Source organism: Citrobacter sp. RHB21-C05 (assembly GCF_013889015.1).
GTDB lineage: Bacteria > Pseudomonadota > Gammaproteobacteria > Enterobacterales > Enterobacteriaceae > Citrobacter_A > Citrobacter_A sedlakii.
Window position 1 is genome coordinate 3,461,453 of the sequence record NZ_CP057611.1, and the last position, 17,292, is coordinate 3,478,744.

Sequence of the window (17,292 nt, forward strand, 5' to 3'; positions counted from 1 at the left end):
CGATGAAATTTGAAAAACCAGCAGGAACCAATCCTGTCGATCGGATGCGCGTAGTGGGTCAACCGCACGATCGTATTGATGGCCCCAAAAAAACCACCGGTACCGCCCCTTACGCCTATGAATGGCATGATATCGCACCGGATGTGGCGTACGGCTATATCGTTGACGCCGCGATCGCGAAAGGCCGTATTATTTCGATGAATACCCAGCCCGCGCTGAACGCGCCGGGGGTATTCGCGGTGGTGACCGCAGAAAACGCCGGTCCGCTCGGCAAGGGCGAGCGTAACGCCGCCTCGCTACTGGGCGGACCGGACATTGAGCATTACCAGCAGGCGGTAGCGCTGGTCGTGGCGGAGACCTTCGAGCAGGCGCGCGCGGCGGCCTCTCTGGTCCATGTTGAGTACCAGCGCAAGCCGGGCGCATACGATCTGGCAAAAGAGAAGCCGTTGGTCACCACCGCGCCGGAGGATCAGCCCGATCAGGACGTCGGCGATTTCGCCACCGCATGGGCAACGGCGGCGGTGAAGCTGGACGCGATCTATACCACGCCTGACCAGAGCCATATGGCGATGGAGCCTCACGCCTCGATGGCCGTCTGGGAAGGCGACAAACTGACCCTCTGGACGTCAAACCAAATGATTAACTGGGCACATACCGATCTGGCCGAAACGCTGAACATCCCGCAGGAAAATATCCGCGTGATCTCGCCTTATATTGGCGGCGGCTTTGGCGGCAAGCTGTTCCTGCGCAGCGATGCCCTGCTGGCGGCGCTGGGGGCGCGAGCGGTGAAGCGCCCGGTCAAAGTCATGCTGCCCCGCCCGCTGATCCCGAACAACACCACCCACCGTCCGGCAACCATCCAGCATATTCGCATCGGCACCGATCGCGACGGTAAAATCAGCGCTATCGCCCATGACAGCTGGTCCGGCAACCTACCCGACGGCACACCGGAAACGGCCGTTAATCAGACCCGGTTTCTCTATGCAGGCGCGCATCGTCATACCGGTTTGCGCCTCGCCAGGCTCGATCTGCCGGAAGGCAACGCCATGCGCGCGCCCGGAGAAACGCCGGGGTTGATGGCGCTGGAGATCGCGATCGACGAGATGGCGATCAAGGCCGGCGTGGATCCGGTTGAATTTCGCATTCTTAACGACACGCAGGTGGATCCGGCCAACCCGGATCGCCCTTTCTCGCGCCGTCAGTTGATCGCCTGTTTGCGCACCGGCGCTGAGCGCTTCGGCTGGCAACAACGTCACACCACGCCGGGAGAAGTCCGCGAAGGCAACTGGCTGATCGGCATGGGCATGGCGGCGGGTTTTCGCGATAACCTTGTCGCCCCTTCCGGCGCGCGGGTGGCGCTGGACGCCAGCGGTACGCTGACCGTTGAAACAGACATGACTGACATCGGCACCGGCAGCTACACCATCATCGCCCAGACGGCGGCGGAGATGCTCGGCCTGCCGCTGGAAAGCGTCGACGTCAGGCTGGGCGACTCCGCCTTCCCCATTTCCGCCGGTTCCGGTGGACAGTGGGGCGCCAATACCTCCACCGCAGGCGTATACGCCGCCTGCGTCAAGCTACGGGAATCCATCGCCAAAAAACTGGGCTTCAACCCCGAGACGGCGGTATTTGAAGCAGGAGAAATCTGCGGCGACGGACGCCGGGTTTCGCTTCGCGAGGCGACAGCAGACGGTGCGCTGAGTGCGGAAGATAAGATCGAGTTTGGCGATTTAGCGGAGAAATACCAGCAGTCCACCTTTGCAGGCCACTTTGTGGAAGTCGGCGTTGACGCCGCGACCGGCGAGATCCGGGTACGCCGGATGCTGGCGGTGTGCGCCGCGGGCCGCATTCTGAATCCGAAGACCGCCCGCAGCCAGGTGATTGGCGCCATGACCATGGGGATTGGCGCCGCGCTGATGGAAGAGCTGGCGGTGGACACGCGGCAGGGTTATTTCGTTAACCACGATCTGGCGGCGTACGAAGTGCCGGTACATGCTGATATCCCTGAGCAGGAGGTGATTTTCCTGGATGACACCGACCCGATCTCCTCGCCAATGAAAGCGAAAGGCGTCGGCGAGCTGGGGCTTTGCGGCGTCAGCGCGGCTATCGCTAACGCGGTCTATAACGCCACGGGCGTACGGGTGCGGGATTATCCGGTCAGACTGGATTCGTTGCTCAGTGAGCTGCCGGATGTGGTGTAAGGAGAGTGTATGCAGCAATCGCTTATCGGCCTGACGGACGCGCCGGGCAGGACGCCCCAGGCTGCCTTTCTGACCGATGATAGCCGGGATATTTTACGCTTTGCTCTGGAGGCGTTAGCGAACGGTATGGGGGCGGCGCTGGTGACGCTGGTCGACATCCGCGGCGGCGCGGCGCGTCCGCTGGGGGCGCAGATGACCGTACGCGAGGACGGACAGTATTGCGGCTTTGTTTCCGGTGGGTGTGTGGAAGGGGCGGTCGCCTTTGAAGCGATGGAGGCGATCCGCTGCGCTCAGGATCGCACTGTGCGCTACGGTGAAGGCTCGCCGTGGTTCGACATTGTGCTTCCCTGCGGCGGAGGGATTACCCTCAACATTCATACGCTGCGTTCGGCACAGCCGCTGCACGAAGTCTTGCATCAGCTTGAACGCCGCCAGCCCGTGACGTTGCGCTACTGCCCGACCTCACAAACGTTAGCCGTTCAGCCTGGTTACAGCAAAACACGCTGGCGCAACGGCGAATTTGCGCTGGGCTTTCGCCCCTGCGTGCGGGTCATGATATTTGGTCGCTCCGTGGAGGCGCAGACCACCGCGCTGCTCGCCGAAGCGGCGGGCTACGATGTGCAGCTTTGCGCCGACGCCACGCTTTTCCCGCCACCGGATGCCGATACGGCGGTACTTTTGCTCTGGCACGATCTTGACCGCGAATTTCCCGTTTTGCAGGCGGCGCTGGCGGCAAAGCCGTTTTATATCGGCGCGCTGGGCAGTTACCGCACGCACCAGAAACGGGTTGCCCGACTTTGCGAACACGGCTGGCGACAGAAGGATATCGCCCGCATCAACGCGCCTGTGGGCATTTTTCCCAAAGCGCGCGATGCCCGCTCGCTGGCGCTGTCAGTGCTGGCGGATGTGGCGGCGACGCGGCTGAAAAGCGAAGCATCCTGATGCCGTCGCCGGTGGTGATTATTCTGGCGGGCGGAAAAGGCGAACGCTTTACCAGGGCTGGCGCCTCCGGGCATAAGCTGGATGCGCGGATTGGCGCGGATTCAGTGCTCGGGCATGTGCTTCGGGCGGTTGACGATGCCGGGTTGCGCTGGCACCTTGTCCGGCCCGCTGGCGGAACAAGCGGTATGGGGGTATCCATTACGCAGGGGGTTCGCGCGACGGCTGAGGCGAGTGGATGGTTGCTCCTGCCTGCGGATTTACCGTTGATTCGTCCTGCGTCGCTGCAAGCTATCGCGGCGGGGTTAGCGCAATATTCGGTGGTCGTGCCCTGGTATCGTCAGCAGCATGGGCATCCGGTCGGGTTTGGACGTCGTTGGCTACCGCAGCTGCTGGCGCTGTCTGGCGACACGGGCGCGAAGGCCATCGTGCATACTGCGCGAACGGAAAACGAAGTCTACGATCTGGCGCTGGACGATGCGGGCATCACGTTTGATATCGACACCCCCGACGATTTGCGGGCGGCCCGCCTGCATAGTCATACAGAACGGCGGTAACAGGGAACGCGCGCATCCTGCGTCGGGCCGTTATAGTCCGGCTGTTACATGGCCTGACCTTCACGCTGGATGATTATAATACCCCTATGACCTTATCTTTTATTTTCCTTGCCTGCCACACGGTATGCCGGAATAAGCCGCAACGAATTAACCCGGTCGCATAGCAATGCGCACTACGGCCTGGATGTTTAATTCGTTATTTAAAAATAAACAATCTTTCTCTATAGCATTCGTAGCCAGTCTGGATAATTGCGTTGACTTACTTGCCAGGCCAACACAGATGAAAAGATTATCCCGAAATGTTTTGTTTATGACTTTATTTACGCTCACCGCCTGCAGCGCGACGGGAGCAGATAAGATTGAACCAATCCGACAGATGCAAATTCCGCTTGTGCAACCGAACGATAGCGCGGCGAAAATACCTTTATCGCAGCTTGCTTCGTTGTACCAGTACAATCATCAGCATATCTCTACGCTGTCGGCGTCGATAAAAACGCGTTATTTGCAGGAAGTGAAGCCGAAAGAGATATTTGAACACGATAATGACGTGCAGCGCGTTTACGCAGCGTTATCGAAACTGGAAGAGTTGCAGATGATGAATGAACATTACTTTACGGAGAGAAATGAGACGGGGTTACGCAAAATTGAAAACGCCTTGTCTCCGCTTATTCGTGGATAAAAAAAACCGACACGTCGTGTGTCGGTTTTTTTCATTTACGTGTCGCTGATTTCCACGACCACCCGGCGGTCCGGTGACAGACAGTTAATCAGTGTCTGCCCTTGCTGGCCGTCACACTGTGCGCCGGTGACGGATTCGCTTTCGCCACGACCCTCGGCGCGAATATTTTGCGCCGGGATCCCCAGCGTCATCAGCGCGTCGGCCACCGTCTGCGCGCGGCGGGCGGAGAGTTCCTGATTATACCCCTCGCTGCCAGTACGATCGCTGTACCCTACTACTACGGTGGATTTATCTTTCGCAGGCTGCAGACCCGGGCTGTTATAAAGCTGACGAATGGCTGACTGGCCTTCTGCAGTCAACGTTGCCGAGTTGTAGTCAAACATCACGTCAGATTTCAGGTTGAAATGCCGCGGTTCCGACGCGGGTGCGGGCGCGACAACCGGGACCGCCACGGCAGGCGCATCATCGTGTTGACCAAAGCGGTAGGTTACGCCGGCTGTCACGGAACTGACGTCACTGCTTACGCCAATCTGATTGGCGTTGCCGACGTTGCTGACCCACTGGTATTCGACACGGCCAGCCCAGTTTTTATTGAAGGCGTATTCCGTACCGACGGCCGCCAGTGGACGCACGCCAGTTTCAAAACGGTTATGCCCGCTGACGTCAGACTCCGCGCGATAGCCCATCGCCCCTGCACGGCCATAAACATCCCAGTTATTCGTGACGGCATAGCTGGCTTTCAGAGACATTTGCAGACCCTGCGCCTTCAGTTTTGCCCCCGAGCCACCGTGCTGACCGGCGATCTGCATATTGCCTAAGTAGTCGTAACCGCCTTCCACCGCCAGCCACGGGGTGATTTGATAGCCGGTGTAAATCCCTCCGCCGACGTTATCACGATCGATATTAAAATGATTCGAGTCATTATTATTTTCGACCGCTTTGGCACCGGTTTTCGCATCAAAATAATGTGACCAGCCAAATTTTGCGCCGCCGTACCAGGTGCCCGCGTCCGCTGCCGCGAAGGCAGATGTAGCGCTGAACGCATTCGCGATAATTAAAGCTATTACTGTCTTTTTCATGTATTTCCCGTTTACCTGAACCTGAGTTAGATTCGTTTGCAAAGTGACTCAGTGGGCAAACGATATAACGAAAGTCGCAACGGGTTAATTCGTTTTCTGTTTAATTTTAAATTTTAAAAACTCTCGGGAAGATGACCCAGTTCAAGCAGATACCCCCCGCGCTTGAAGGTGATATATTTCCCCTGTTTGAGCGCAGAGAGGACGTTCAGTATACTACTGCGCGATAAAAGCGTGCGATCCTGAATATAGTCAAGAATGGTGGTACGCATACGCGTTTCTTCAGGCAATAATATCATTTCATGCAGATGGTTACGTATTACCGAATAGGTACGTTGCTGCACGATCTGCGCATCGCGATATATCAGATATGCCGTATGGTAAGAGAGCAACGCCGCCACGTCTTCCCAGACGCCCTCCTGACGAAAGCGCGCCGCCGCCAATTGCGCATCAACACGCAGTACCGTGGAGACTGATTCTGCCCGCAATATATGACCTTGTGTCGGTTGTATCATTTCTGCGATTCCGAACAGATGCGGTTCGTAAACCGTAACGATCAAAAGACCATCCGAAGCGCGAAGAATGGACAGTTCGCCCTCCAGCAGTAAATACATCTGCTGGCGGCCTTTATAAGTCCAGGTCATCCGTTTTCGCGGTGCAACGGTCAGTTTTTCTGCGACCGGCTCAATGATCGCCGTCAGGCGGGCGATGGATTCCTCGGGGCGAACGGGAGGTAAAACAAGCATGACGGATCCTTATCACTGAAAAGTGATGTCAGTATAGTCCAGTCGGGACGCGCAATAAGATAGTCAAAAACGTATTCATGCTTCGTTGTAAAAAGTCAGGGGAAAGAAATGACTGCCGGGATGACTGCCGGGATGACTGCCCTGCGTGATTATCTAACCCTACAGGAATTTATTTTCCTGATGAGCATAAATGTTGTTTATTTTTAAATTTCGGACGCGTTACGCCGGGTAAATTGCTGTTCGATGATACGGTTTCCCCACTGGTCGCCCTGCCACTCTTTTTCAAGCCTGAAGCCAAAAGATTCATACAGCCGACGCGCCGCCGTCAGCTTATTAAAGGTCCATAAATGTACCGTATGGAAGCCTTTCTCATCACAAAACCGCATGGCTTCAGCCAACAGTCTTCGCCCGATGCCATGCCCCCGGCAGCCATCATTCAGAATGAACCAGCGCAGGTGCGCCTCCCCTTCCTGTAAATCTTCACCGTCAATACGCCCATGATTAGCAGGTCATCTTACCGAACACGCGAGCAAAATCGACCGCGATTATTAGCCGAAATGTCACAAATACGCCACGAGAGGAGAACATAGCTTACTTGAACGCAAGGTAATTATATGAAAAAGAAAGGTGCGATAATAGGAGTAAAACGCGACAAATAACCTATTGTATTTATTATTAAACAAAACCAATGTACCCAAAGTGATATCCATTTTCATTTCGCTCCCGATTGAAGAACAAAACAGGCTATTCCGTAGCCCTTTACCACGTCTGCCAGCTATACTTATCCAGTAGTAACTGCCGCAGACATTCGTCGGTTTCTAAATCCGCCTGCAGTTTTCGTCGCTGTCAGTTCCCGCTTTGTCCGCCCCCCTGCACGGTTCCTGCATCAAATCCGGTGATGGAGTTGGCCGCGTCGAGGGCGCGCTGACGCAGCTGCACAACGTGATCGTTAAAATTGCACTTAGTATGATTCGGGTCGTTAACATATTTCACTACATCACGGTAAATGGTTCGATAAATCACTTTGCCTTCGGCGCTGACCGCTGCCGCTTTCCGCTCGCCGGCGACGACTATTTTCTCTGCCTTTTTGTTCTTTTTTGCATACTCGCTGCTAAATCTTGTCGCTGTGGGCGTACCAGCCTTTGAGATAACTGGCATAATATGTACCGGCGAGCAGCGCCAGCAATATGACCAGCGCTGACAGTTTCGCTTTTATGGTTAATGGTCTATCCTCCAGCACGTCAGCGCACCTTCCTGACCACGGTGAGAAACCTGTCCGTGGCAACCATCTTTTTGACCTTTGGTCTATCGGCAATCCCGACTTCCATCGAAGATCCAACGCCTGATTTCAGCACATGCGCTTTTGCGGTCACCAGCATTGATGCGCTTAGAGACATCGAGGGGAAACACTTACTGGGGTCAATGTTGTATGGGCAGAAGGATGCTATCCCCACTTTCTGTGGTTTGGTCAGCGGCACTTTACTATTGCGAGCCACTCAAGCCAGCGCCTTATTACGTTCGATGGCGTGTACCTGATCGCATTTCGCCTGCGTCAGCTTCATTACGCCCTAAGGGAAATGTGTAAGTAATGGCATAAAGTTAAAACGCATGCGCGGTTGGAATCCTGACTATATGCTTGTCGATCAAAGCCCTGAGCAGTGCTACACTTCAGACTTTTCTGAATTCACTAGTTTTTATCATGTTGAAGTTATTTGCTAAATACACATCTATAGGTGTTCTGAACACGCTAATACACTGGGTTGTGTTTGCTATCTGCATTTACGGACTGCATACAACTCAGTTTCTAGCCAACTTCGCTGGTTTTGTTATTGCTGTGTCGTTCAGTTTTTACGCCAATGCGAAAATTACATTTAACGCTGCGACTTCAACCCTACGCTACATGCTGTATATCGGGTTCATGGGGGCGCTGAGCGCTACAGTGGGCTACGCTGCTGACTTGTGCGGAACTCCGCCACTGGTGACGCTAGTCACGTTTTCCGCTATTAGCCTGGTATGCGGATTCCTCTATTCAAAGTATATCGTCTTCAGGGATACGAAATGAAAATCTCTTTGGTCGTTCCGGTCTTCAATGAAGAGGCCACGATTCCTATTTTCTATAAAACGGTTCGCGAGTTTGACGAATTGAAACCATACGAAGTTGAGATAGTTTTCATCAATGATGGAAGCAGGGACGATACGGAGTCGCTCATTAATGCACTTGCAGTATCCGACCCACTTGTCGTTCCGCTGTCATTAACAAGAAATTTTGGCAAGGAACCAGCGCTGTTTGCCGGACTTGACCATGCAACCGGTGAAGCAGTAATTCCGATTGACGTCGATCTGCAAGACCCGATTGAAGTTATCCCTCACTTGATTAAAAAATGGCAGGCTGGCGCGGACATGGTACTGGCAAAACGCACTGACCGGTCAACTGATAGCCGTCTGAAAAGAAAATCCGCTGAGTGGTTCTATAAGCTCCACAACAAAATTAGCAATCCAAAGATTGAGGAAAATGTTGGCGACTTTCGCCTTATGTCCCGTGCAGTGGTAGAAAATATTAAGCTCATGCCAGAACGCAACCTGTTTATGAAAGGTGTTTTGTCATGGGTTGGCGGCAAAACTGACGTGGTTGAATACGCCCGCGCTGAGCGCGTGGCCGGTGATTCGAAATTCAACGGCTGGAAGCTCTGGAACCTGGCACTGGAAGGCATAACCTCGTTCTCAACATTTCCACTACGTATCTGGACATACATCGGGTTAGCTGTAGCCGGTGTTGCATTTCTGTATGGTGCCTGGATGATATTCGACACGCTGGCATTCGGCAATGCTGTTAGAGGATACCCATCTTTGCTGGTTTCGATTTTGTTCCTTGGTGGAATACAGCTAATAGGTATTGGTGTACTGGGTGAGTACATTGGTAGGATTTATGTTGAGGTTAAACAGCGACCTAAATATATTTTAAAATCAGGAAAGAAGATATGAAAAAAATAGGAATAACTGAAATCCTTTGCTGTGCAGCGATTTTCTTATTAGTTCTTGCACCATCATTATATATTCCAATGCATTCAGATGATTATTCATATTATTTGATGGGAATGTCATTTGATAAACATTATGCGCATTATATGAGCTGGAGTGGAAGGATCGTTGCCGACCTGATTAGCCCTCTTCTTTTAACCACTATGCCTCATTGGGCATATGAGATGATAAACAGCATAGCGTTCGCGCTCCTGATTATTTTCGTTTCTTCAATTCCAGCACGTTCTGAAGGCTCAAGAAGGCTGTCATTTGCCATTATAGTATCCTTAATCTTCATGCTTTACTGGATTGCAAATCCAAATCTTGGCCAAACTTCCTTCTGGATTGTCGGTTCAGCTAATTACCTGTGGACAAACCTATTTATAGCAATATTTTTGGCATACCTTCTCCGTTGCTCAAGGGGGGGGAGAACTAACATTCCACTACTGGCTGTATTAGCATTGCTTGCTGGTTGCTCAAACGAAAATACATCGGTGATGGTTTTGCTTATTACAACCTTCATAGTTTTCTATGAGCAATTATCAAAACAAGTAAAAATCACGGCTATAGTTGGTGTTTTAATTGGAGCAGTATTTTTAATTCTTTCGCCAGGTAATATGGCAAGAGCATCCGTACCTGTTTTTGAATCATGGTATTCAACAAGCATACTCCATAGAATATTTGTACATTTTTTTTATAGGTTTCCGCAAGCAGCTGCTGAGTACTGGCCTGTTTATATAGTGCTGGTTGCGTCCTTAGTAGTTGCCTCCTTTGCAGGTAGTTTGCGTAAACAATCGTTGGTTTATGTCACTGTATTTTTCATTGCCAGCATCATGGCTAATGCTATTCTTGTGGCATCTCCTGTTTTCCCTCCTCGCTCGATGAGTGGAGGCCTATTCTTTCTTCTTATAGCAACATCGTTTGCATTATCTGATGCAGTAGATGCGAAAGGTAAATTTGAAAAAGCGCTTATAGCTGCTTCGCTTGCATTCTCAATATTTTATTTCTTACCGTCATATACATTTTTCAATATGGCGATGCAGAAGACATATGCACAGTCTAAGATTAGAGACTCTATCGTCATTGATGGGAAGGAATCAGGTAAAGAAAATATTCATATACCGGAATTCTATTTCTCTCAACTAATAAAACCCTATGATAGATTCGATTTATCACACACAAGGTTTATGGCAAATTATTTCGGTGTGAAATCAATTAACACTTTCAAAATCAACTTTGATTATTCAATGATCGATAAAGGTATAGCGAAGGATGTAAACCTACGCATTAATGATAATACCTATATTAAAAAAATGTCTTTCTATCCTGAAACTTTTGGTATTAGAAACTTTATCGTAATGGAGTTGAACAAACCAATTAGTGCTTCAAAAACGCCTCGCCTGCATGGTTTCATGCATGTATATTTAAAAGGAAAGTCAAAATACATAAATGCAGACTTTGATCTTAACGCTATAGACCTGAATGGAAGGTATTTTATCGGCAAGGACATCAAAGGTGCAAAATATGATATGATAGATAGAATCTATATCGGGACATATAATACCACAACAGGTAAAAGAGTGTTTGAGAACACCATAAGGTTTTAAGTTATAAAGGTGCGGCCTCGGCCGCACCATATTTTAATTATGACATATAACTATGTACATCACTGCACCGCCCGCAGCAGTTAAATTCTGAGTGCTCCCTGTACTGGTTGATTTGACTGTATAAGCTCCAGCAGAATAGTTCATATCCCGTGTTGACATTGCCATGTTTCTTAAATCTATTGTGATCTCCCCATAAATACCACCGACTTGAACAATGACAGTTAGTTTGGCGACCCTGGCCTAAAAACAGTACAGTGCTAAATCAGAGATCAGGGAGGAGATTAATAATTCAAAAGGCCACTACCATGATGTAGGTGGCCTGATATCCCTTAAGATGCATTATACTTGGCATCTTTCTCAGATTTAATAATTTGTTTGCTGTACTGCTTACTCAACCTTATTACTGGCTTCTCAATGCCCACATGGCACAGCCAGGACAATACTAAAAGCGTAACAAGCATTACCAAGCCATGCGCTATCAATGTAGCGTCGGTAATTCCTGAGTAATAAAAATATTGCCTGAAGAACATGAAGGACGCACCATGCATCAAATATAAAGGATAGGATATATCCCCTAAAAATTTTAAGGCTATATGTAAGGGTTTGATTACAAGCAAATCACCTATCAAAAAAAACATTGAGCAGACAGCAACGGTGATCATTGTAAATACAATTTTATTGGTACCAACGATAATATTTATTTGATTTCCTTGTGCAGGATAAAAGATAAAAACAGCAGAAAACATGAAAGCTATCGCAGAGAATAAAAACTTATTCCTCCCTACGTACTTTAACAAAAGATGCGCGATGACAATCCCAAAAACAAAGAAATAAATCTGATTTATTGGATTAATATACGCAGCCCACTGCTCAGCAATGCCGCTAGATGGTTCAAGATAGAACGCTGAACAATATCCCAGAAGAAAAATTGATGCCAGTACCACAGTGATCAACCCAAATCTATTTTTAACCATCATTATAAACACAGGGAAAAAAATATAGAACACAACTTCATTGCCAATTGACCACCCACCCATCAATATATATTCAGTGGGATTTGTTAAACCAAAAATCAAAAATATATTTTGCGCATACTTCCATATATCTATAGCAAATCCGTTTAAATATTTATAGCCAAATATAGTGAATAGGATAAGCCCTACCCAATATACAGGGGCTAATCTCAAGAATCGCCTTACTATAAAAACAAAATAATCAGAAATGCTCCAACTATCATTTCTATGTGCTAAATAAAGAGCCATTCCGCTTATTATATAAAATGCTGATACTGCATAAATCCCCAACCGTCCTAAAACCGCCCCCGAATCATTTAACCCCCAACTAGTAAATGAGGTAGAAAAGTGATAAAAAACAATACTTAAAGACATTAAACCACGTAAATAGTCTATTGATTGAACGCGCATAGAAACCCCACATAAAAAGTATGCGCATAAAGTACCAAATTGCCAATGAGAGGTAAATTTTACTTCTGAGGTTTTTCAGGCCAGGTAACGTCAGGAGCAAGCGAAGTGACAACCCGGATTATCAGCAAACGATATTTTTTCCATGCTTTCAACTCTGCTATTTCATCATCATTCGCCATATCAAGATCCACGGCATCCTAAAGGGGGTCAATCATAACTGTGGTTTCAGCCAGCAATCTTATCTTGGTTTGATCAGCTTCAGCAATGCTCTCTTCTTTGGGAATTTCTGGCTTTGGCGGAGGAGTTAAAACGCCATTTTAATAGTACCTTGCGATTATGCATTCACCGTCATTTCCTTACAGAACAGATATGTCTCCTTCTGGCGGAGCCTGCTTACTTTCGCCATCCTATACGATGATATTTGTGATTAAACCGCTCCCATCAAACACTGCATAATTAACCATCAGGCGTATACTCTATAGTGGCACACTGAATTTGGCCACCTGAACAGAGGTGATATGCTCACCTCAGAACAACACAGGTGCACCAATGAAAAGAAGAAATTTTAGTCCTGAATCCAAACGAGAATCAGCTCTGCTGGTTGTCGACCAAAATTACACCGTCTCTGACGCTGCCAGGGCAATGGATGTTGGTCTTTCCACGATGACGACATGGGCCAAGCAACTGCGTGATGAGCGTCAGGACAAAACGCCAAAAACCTCCCCGATAGCGCCGGAACAAATCGAAATACGCGAACTGAAGAAAAAGCTCCAATCTATTGAAACGGAAAACGAAATATTAAAAAAAACTACCGCGCTCTTGATGTCAGACTCCCTGAACAGCTCTCGACAATCGGGATACTCAGGGCGCGTTATCCTGTAGCCACTCTCTGCCATGTGTTCGGGGTTCATCGCAGCAGCTACAATTACTGGAAAAACCGTCCTGAAAAGCCAGACGGCAGACGAGCTGCATTACGCAGTAAGGTACTTGAACTGCATGGCATCAGCCGTGGTTCGGCCGGAGCAAGGAGCATCGCCACTATGGCAACCCAGAAAGGCTACCAGATGGGGCGTTGGCTTGCTGGCAGGCTCATGAAAGAGCTGGGCTGGTGAGTTGCCAGCAGCCCACTCACCGGTATAAGCGTGGCGGTCATGAGCGCGTTGCCATCCCGAATCACCTTGAGCGACAGTTCGCTGTAACGGAGCCACACCAGTTTGGTGCGGTGACGTGACCTATATCTGGACAGATAAGCGCTGGGCGTACCTCGCCGTTGTTCTCGATCTGTTCGCAAGAAAACCAGTGGGCTGGGCAATGTCCTTCTCGCCGGACAGCAGACTCACCATGAAAGCGCTGGAAATGGCATGAGAAAAGCGCGGCAAGCCCGTTGGGGTGATGTTCTACAGTGATCAGGGCAGTTATTATACGAGCAGGCAGTTCAGGCAGTTACTGTGGCGATACCGGATCAAGCAGAGTATGAGTCGGCGCGGAAACTGCTGGGATAACAGTCCGATGGAGCGCTTCGTCAGGAGTCTGAAGAATGAATGGGTGCCAGTGACAGGTTACGTAAGCTTCAGCGATGCTGCACATGAAATAACAGCTTATATCGTTAGGTATTACAGCGCGCTCAGGCCGCACGAATATAACGGCGGATTACCACCCAACGAATCGGAAAATCGATACTGGAAAAACTCTAAAGTGGTGGCCAGTTTTAGTTGACCACTACATCCTGACCATCGGCTCACCTTCGTTCCGTGCCATTCAACCGCCACAGCCTGAAACGTGTTGTTGAGCTGCACATCGCGAACCAGCTTTTCTTCTTTCTTGGCGAAAGACGGATCGATGCCCTCGGCCAGCTTTTTCTTGGCTTCATCACGTAGTGCCCTCGCTTGTGCAAGGGACACTGCCGGATAGAACCCAAAAGCTATACGCTTCTCTTTTCCATTAAAGCGATATTTCATCCGCCGTTATCTGGAACCAGAGGGAACAACCTCAAGATACAAACCAGCACCATCTGCCAGCTTATAGGCTTTCTCTTTGAGTTTGGCAGCGTCTACCTGTCTCGCATTAAGCTTCATTGGGGGGCATCTCTCTGGACCGAACACAGAATGCCCCACTTATGCCCCCAACTGTGACTTGATTTCGGTTGAGTCCAGTTGATAACAAGAGATAAGAAGCTGGTCAGAAACCGCAGTATACGGGCTTTGAGTTGATTTCGGTAGGCCTGGGAAGAGCTTGAAATGGTGCCGATAATAGGAGTCGAACCTACGACCTTCGCATTACGAATGCGCTGCTCTACCAACTGAGCTATATCGGCCCTGAAAGGACGTGTCCACGAGCGTGAACACGGGGTAGAAGGTTAAAACTAACCGGGCGATGCGTCAATGGCCTTGCGATTCAAATGCCTATTTTTGCATCATCCGGTTGGTTTTACGCACGAATCGTATCGTCGCCGATGCCGATCCACTTGTATGTGGTCAGCGCCTCGAGCCCCATCGGGCCGCGGGCGTGAAGTTTCTGCGTGCTTACCGCCACTTCCGCGCCCAGGCCGAACTGACCGCCATCGGTAAAGCGCGTGGAGGCGTTGACGTAAACAGCGGAAGAATCCACTTCATTCACAAAGCGGTTTGCGTTGTGAATCGTACGCGTCAGGATAGCGTCTGAATGTTGGGTACCGTGTTCGCGGATATGCGCGATAGCATCATCAAGATCGGCAACGATTTTTACGCTCAGATCCAGCGACAGGAACTCATCGTCGTACTCTTCCGCTTTCACTGCTACAACGTGTGCCGGACCCGCGCTCAACGGCGCAAGCGCGTTAGCATCCGCATGCAGCGTTACGCCGCTTTCTGCCATCTGCTGACTCAGCGCGGGCAGGAAACGTTCGGCAATGTCCTGATGCACCAGCAGGGTTTCCACGGTATTACAGGTGCTCGGACGCTGGGTCTTGGCGTTGACGATGATATTCAGCGCCGGTTTAATGTCGGCGCTGTCATCAACAAAAATATGACACACGCCGATCCCGCCAGTGATGACCGGGATAGTCGACTGCTCGCGGCACAGCTTGTGTAGCCCGGCGCCGCCGCGTGGGATCAGCATATCGATGTATTTGTCCATCCGCAGCATCTCGTTCACCAGCGCGCGGTCAGGGCTGTCAATCGCCTGAACAGCGGCTTCCGGTAAACCGCAGGCTTTAAGCGCTTGCTGGATAACGCCTACGGTTACCGCGTTGGTCCGATACGTCTCTTTACCGCCGCGTAGAATGGCGGCGTTGCCGGTTTTCAGACACAGCGAGGCGACGTCCACGGTGACGTTAGGGCGCGCTTCATAAATCACGCCAATCACCCCCAACGGAACCCGGCGACGCTCCAGACGCAGTCCGCTGTCCAGCAGCCTGCCATCCATCACCTCCCCGACCGGATCGGCCAGATGGCATACCTTACGCACATCGTCGGCAATCGCCTTCAGACGCGCAGGGGTGAGCGCCAGACGATCGAGCATCGCTTCGCTCAGGCCGTTGTCACGCGCTCTCGCCACGTCCTCGGCGTTGGCGCTGAGGATGATGTCCCTTTGCGCTTCCAGCTCGTCGGCGATTTTTTCCAGCACGCGATTTTTTTCACGGCTGGAGAGCAGCGCCAGTTGGTACGACGCGGCTTTTGCCGCTTTGCCCATGTGTTCCAGCATCTGTCTGCTCCTTAGCGGGTAATCATATCATCACGATGAACGGCGACCGGGCCGTATTCGTAGCCCAGAATCGCATCAATCTGCTGTGAGTGGTGTCCGGCAATGCGGCGTAGCGCGTCGCTGTTGTAGCGGCTTACGCCGTGGGCGATGTCGCGCCCTTCCAGATTACAGATGCGGATCACTTCACCACGCGAGAAATTGCCTGTCACGCTTTTAATGCCTTTTGGCAGCAATGAGCTGCCGCGCTCCAGAATGGCGGCGGTCGCCCCTTCATCGACGCTAATTTCCCCGGCAGGCGGCGCGCCGAAGATCCAGCGCTTGCGGTTTTCCAGCGGCGAGGCCTGGGCGTGAAAACGGGTACCCACGGAGAGACCTTCCATTACGTCACCAATCACGCCCGGCTTGCTGCCTGCGGCGATAATAGTGTCGATACCGGCGCGGCAGGCGACGTCGGCGGCCTGCAGTTTGGTGCTCATGCCGCCCGTTCCCAGACCAGAAACGCTGTCGCCGGCAATCGCGCGCAGCGCGTCATCAATACCATAAACGTCTTTGATCAGTTCTGCCTGCGGATCAGTGCGCGGGTCTGCGGTGAACAGCCCCTGCTGGTCGGTCAGCAGCAACAGTTTATCCGCGCCCGCCAGGATAGCCGCCAGCGCCGAAAGATTGTCGTTATCGCCCACTTTGATTTCAGCGGTCGCCACCGCGTCGTTCTCGTTGATCACCGGAACGATATTGTTATCAAGCAGCGCGCGTAGCGTGTCGCGGGCGTTAAGGAAGCGTTCACGGTCTTCCATATCCGCGCGGGTCAGCAGCATCTGTCCGACGTGAATACCGTAAATCGAAAACAGCTGTTCCCACAGTTGAATCAGACGACTCTGCCCTACCGCGGCCAACAGTTGCTTGGTGGCGATGGTGGCGGGCAGTTCCGGGTAGCCCAGATGTTCGCGCCCGGCGGCAATCGCGCCAGAGGTAACGATAACAATACGATGTCCTGCGGCGTGCAGCTGCGCGCACTGACGAACAAGTTCTACGATGTGGGCACGGTTCAGGCGGCGCGATCCGCCCGTTAGCACACTGGTGCCGAGTTTTACCACCAGCGTCTGGCTGTCACTCATGATTCTCTGCCGTTCAAAATAGGGAAAATGATATCAAACGAACGTTTTAGCAGGACTGGCCCCGGTTGCCAACAAGCAGCGCACAAAGCATGAAATTTTGTTGCGCAGGATCAGCAAGCGTAGCGGCAAAGTTTGACGGTTTTATTACCGTGATAAATAAAACCTCTTTTTTAAAATTATTCTGACTTTGTCATAAAACTTTCATTGCAGAACGATAAAAACCATCCTGTTTTTTTCACGGGGACACTC

13 protein-coding genes, 1 tRNA gene and 5 pseudogenes are annotated in these 17,292 nt (G+C 51.0%); 8 read left to right on the forward strand and 11 right to left on the reverse strand.

Going from position 1 to position 17,292, the window contains the following annotated elements:
• Nucleotides 1-2 precede the first annotated feature (2 nt).
• The 4 genes from paoC to HVX72_RS16570 all read left to right on the forward strand — a co-directional run bounded on the left by paoC (nt 3) and on the right by HVX72_RS16570 (nt 4,376).
• Nucleotides 3-2,201, forward strand: coding sequence for an aldehyde oxidoreductase molybdenum-binding subunit PaoC (gene paoC / locus HVX72_RS16555; protein WP_181821915.1), 2,199 nt, complete (start codon nt 3-5; stop codon nt 2,199-2,201).
• A 9-nt stretch (nt 2,202-2,210) separates the two neighbouring features.
• Complete coding sequence (locus HVX72_RS16560; protein WP_060571143.1) at nt 2,211-3,143, forward strand: XdhC family protein; 933 nt, start codon at nt 2,211-2,213, stop codon at nt 3,141-3,143.
• Nucleotides 3,143-3,697, forward strand: a complete 555-nt coding sequence (locus HVX72_RS16565) for an NTP transferase domain-containing protein (protein WP_181821916.1) — start codon at nt 3,143-3,145, stop codon at nt 3,695-3,697. The genes HVX72_RS16560 and HVX72_RS16565 overlap by 1 nt, the downstream gene beginning before the upstream one ends.
• A 310-nt stretch (nt 3,698-4,007) precedes the next feature.
• Nucleotides 4,008-4,376 (forward strand): hypothetical protein, encoded by a 369-nt coding sequence (locus HVX72_RS16570; RefSeq protein WP_060571141.1) that lies wholly within the window; start codon nt 4,008-4,010, stop codon nt 4,374-4,376.
• A gap of 35 nt (nt 4,377-4,411) precedes the next feature.
• On the opposite strand, the gene ompA is transcribed toward HVX72_RS16570, so the two are convergent.
• From ompA to HVX72_RS22245, 5 genes and pseudogenes are all read right to left on the reverse strand, one after another.
• Nucleotides 4,412-5,455, reverse strand: a complete 1,044-nt coding sequence (gene ompA, locus HVX72_RS16575) for a porin OmpA (protein WP_181821917.1) — start codon at nt 5,453-5,455, stop codon at nt 4,412-4,414.
• Nucleotides 5,456-5,568: 113 nt separating this feature from the next.
• Entirely contained in the window at nt 5,569-6,198 is a 630-nt protein-coding gene (locus HVX72_RS16580) for a helix-turn-helix domain-containing protein (protein ID WP_181821918.1), read from the reverse strand.
• Between the two features lie 203 nt (nt 6,199-6,401).
• Nucleotides 6,402-6,689, reverse strand: a pseudogene (locus HVX72_RS16585) (GNAT family N-acetyltransferase); the annotation flags it as partial.
• A 355-nt stretch (nt 6,690-7,044) separates the two neighbouring features.
• A pseudogene (locus HVX72_RS16590) lies at nt 7,045-7,435 on the reverse strand (hypothetical protein).
• A pseudogene (locus HVX72_RS22245) lies at nt 7,417-7,760 on the reverse strand (glycoside hydrolase family protein); the annotation flags it as partial. The pseudogenes HVX72_RS16590 and HVX72_RS22245, both read right to left, overlap by 19 nt.
• Nucleotides 7,761-7,897: 137 nt before the next feature.
• Between HVX72_RS22245 and HVX72_RS16595 the strand changes: the two are divergent.
• Genes HVX72_RS16595 through HVX72_RS16605 form a run of 3 tightly spaced genes read left to right on the forward strand, consistent with a single transcriptional unit; the run spans nt 7,898 to nt 10,823 of the window.
• Nucleotides 7,898-8,260: a GtrA family protein gene (locus HVX72_RS16595; protein WP_181821919.1), complete on the forward strand. Its 363-nt coding sequence runs from the start codon at nt 7,898-7,900 to the stop codon at nt 8,258-8,260.
• Nucleotides 8,257-9,180, forward strand: coding sequence for a glycosyltransferase family 2 protein (locus tag HVX72_RS16600; protein WP_181821920.1), 924 nt, complete (start codon nt 8,257-8,259; stop codon nt 9,178-9,180). The genes HVX72_RS16595 and HVX72_RS16600 overlap by 4 nt, the downstream gene beginning before the upstream one ends.
• Nucleotides 9,177-10,823: a DUF6056 family protein gene (locus HVX72_RS16605; RefSeq protein ID WP_181821921.1), complete on the forward strand. Its 1,647-nt coding sequence runs from the start codon at nt 9,177-9,179 to the stop codon at nt 10,821-10,823. Before HVX72_RS16600 ends, HVX72_RS16605 begins: the two co-directional genes overlap by 4 nt.
• A gap of 329 nt (nt 10,824-11,152) precedes the next feature.
• Here HVX72_RS16605 and HVX72_RS16610 read toward each other — a convergent pair whose 3' ends face one another.
• Nucleotides 11,153-12,247 carry an acyltransferase gene (locus HVX72_RS16610; RefSeq protein WP_181821922.1) on the reverse strand — a complete coding sequence of 365 codons (1,095 nt, stop codon included), beginning with the start codon at nt 12,245-12,247 and terminating at the stop codon, nt 11,153-11,155.
• 59 nt (nt 12,248-12,306) lie between these two features.
• Entirely contained in the window at nt 12,307-12,426 is a 120-nt protein-coding gene (locus HVX72_RS16615; protein WP_233459399.1) for a tail fiber assembly protein, read from the reverse strand.
• A gap of 370 nt (nt 12,427-12,796) precedes the next feature.
• Here HVX72_RS16615 and HVX72_RS16620 point away from each other — a divergent pair.
• Nucleotides 12,797-13,963: pseudogene (locus tag HVX72_RS16620) on the forward strand (IS3 family transposase).
• An 11-nt stretch (nt 13,964-13,974) separates the two neighbouring features.
• On the opposite strand, the pseudogene HVX72_RS16625 reads toward HVX72_RS16620, so the two are convergent.
• The 4 genes and pseudogenes from HVX72_RS16625 to proB form a co-directional block, all read right to left on the reverse strand.
• A pseudogene (locus tag HVX72_RS16625) lies at nt 13,975-14,322 on the reverse strand (Arm DNA-binding domain-containing protein); the annotation flags it as partial.
• Nucleotides 14,323-14,485: 163 nt separating this feature from the next.
• Nucleotides 14,486-14,561, reverse strand: a tRNA-Thr gene (locus tag HVX72_RS16630).
• 113 nt (nt 14,562-14,674) lie between these two features.
• Entirely contained in the window at nt 14,675-15,928 is a 1,254-nt protein-coding gene (gene proA / locus HVX72_RS16635; protein ID WP_181821923.1) for a glutamate-5-semialdehyde dehydrogenase, read from the reverse strand.
• Between the two features lie 11 nt (nt 15,929-15,939).
• The gene (proB, locus tag HVX72_RS16640; RefSeq protein WP_042286149.1) at nt 15,940-17,043 is read right to left on the reverse strand and encodes a glutamate 5-kinase; all 1,104 of its coding nucleotides are present in this window, start codon (nt 17,041-17,043) and stop codon (nt 15,940-15,942) included.
• Between the last annotated feature and the right edge of the window lie 249 nt (nt 17,044-17,292).

Coding starts and splice junctions, on each gene's coding strand:
- paoC (WP_181821915.1), top strand. CDS start 3: ATGAAATTTGAAAAACCAGCAGGAACCAATCCTGTCGATCGGATGCGC.
- HVX72_RS16560 (WP_060571143.1), top strand. CDS start 2,211: ATGCAGCAATCGCTTATCGGCCTGACGGACGCGCCGGGCAGGACGCCC.
- HVX72_RS16565 (WP_181821916.1), top strand. CDS start 3,143: ATGCCGTCGCCGGTGGTGATTATTCTGGCGGGCGGAAAAGGCGAACGC.
- HVX72_RS16570 (WP_060571141.1), top strand. CDS start 4,008: ATGACTTTATTTACGCTCACCGCCTGCAGCGCGACGGGAGCAGATAAG.
- ompA (WP_181821917.1), bottom strand. CDS start 5,455: ATGAAAAAGACAGTAATAGCTTTAATTATCGCGAATGCGTTCAGCGCT.
- HVX72_RS16580 (WP_181821918.1), bottom strand. CDS start 6,198: ATGCTTGTTTTACCTCCCGTTCGCCCCGAGGAATCCATCGCCCGCCTG.
- HVX72_RS16595 (WP_181821919.1), top strand. CDS start 7,898: ATGTTGAAGTTATTTGCTAAATACACATCTATAGGTGTTCTGAACACG.
- HVX72_RS16600 (WP_181821920.1), top strand. CDS start 8,257: ATGAAAATCTCTTTGGTCGTTCCGGTCTTCAATGAAGAGGCCACGATT.
- HVX72_RS16605 (WP_181821921.1), top strand. CDS start 9,177: ATGAAAAAAATAGGAATAACTGAAATCCTTTGCTGTGCAGCGATTTTC.
- HVX72_RS16610 (WP_181821922.1), bottom strand. CDS start 12,247: ATGCGCGTTCAATCAATAGACTATTTACGTGGTTTAATGTCTTTAAGT.
- HVX72_RS16615 (WP_233459399.1), bottom strand. CDS start 12,426: ATGGCGAATGATGATGAAATAGCAGAGTTGAAAGCATGGAAAAAATAT.
- proA (WP_181821923.1), bottom strand. CDS start 15,928: ATGCTGGAACACATGGGCAAAGCGGCAAAAGCCGCGTCGTACCAACTG.
- proB (WP_042286149.1), bottom strand. CDS start 17,043: ATGAGTGACAGCCAGACGCTGGTGGTAAAACTCGGCACCAGTGTGCTA.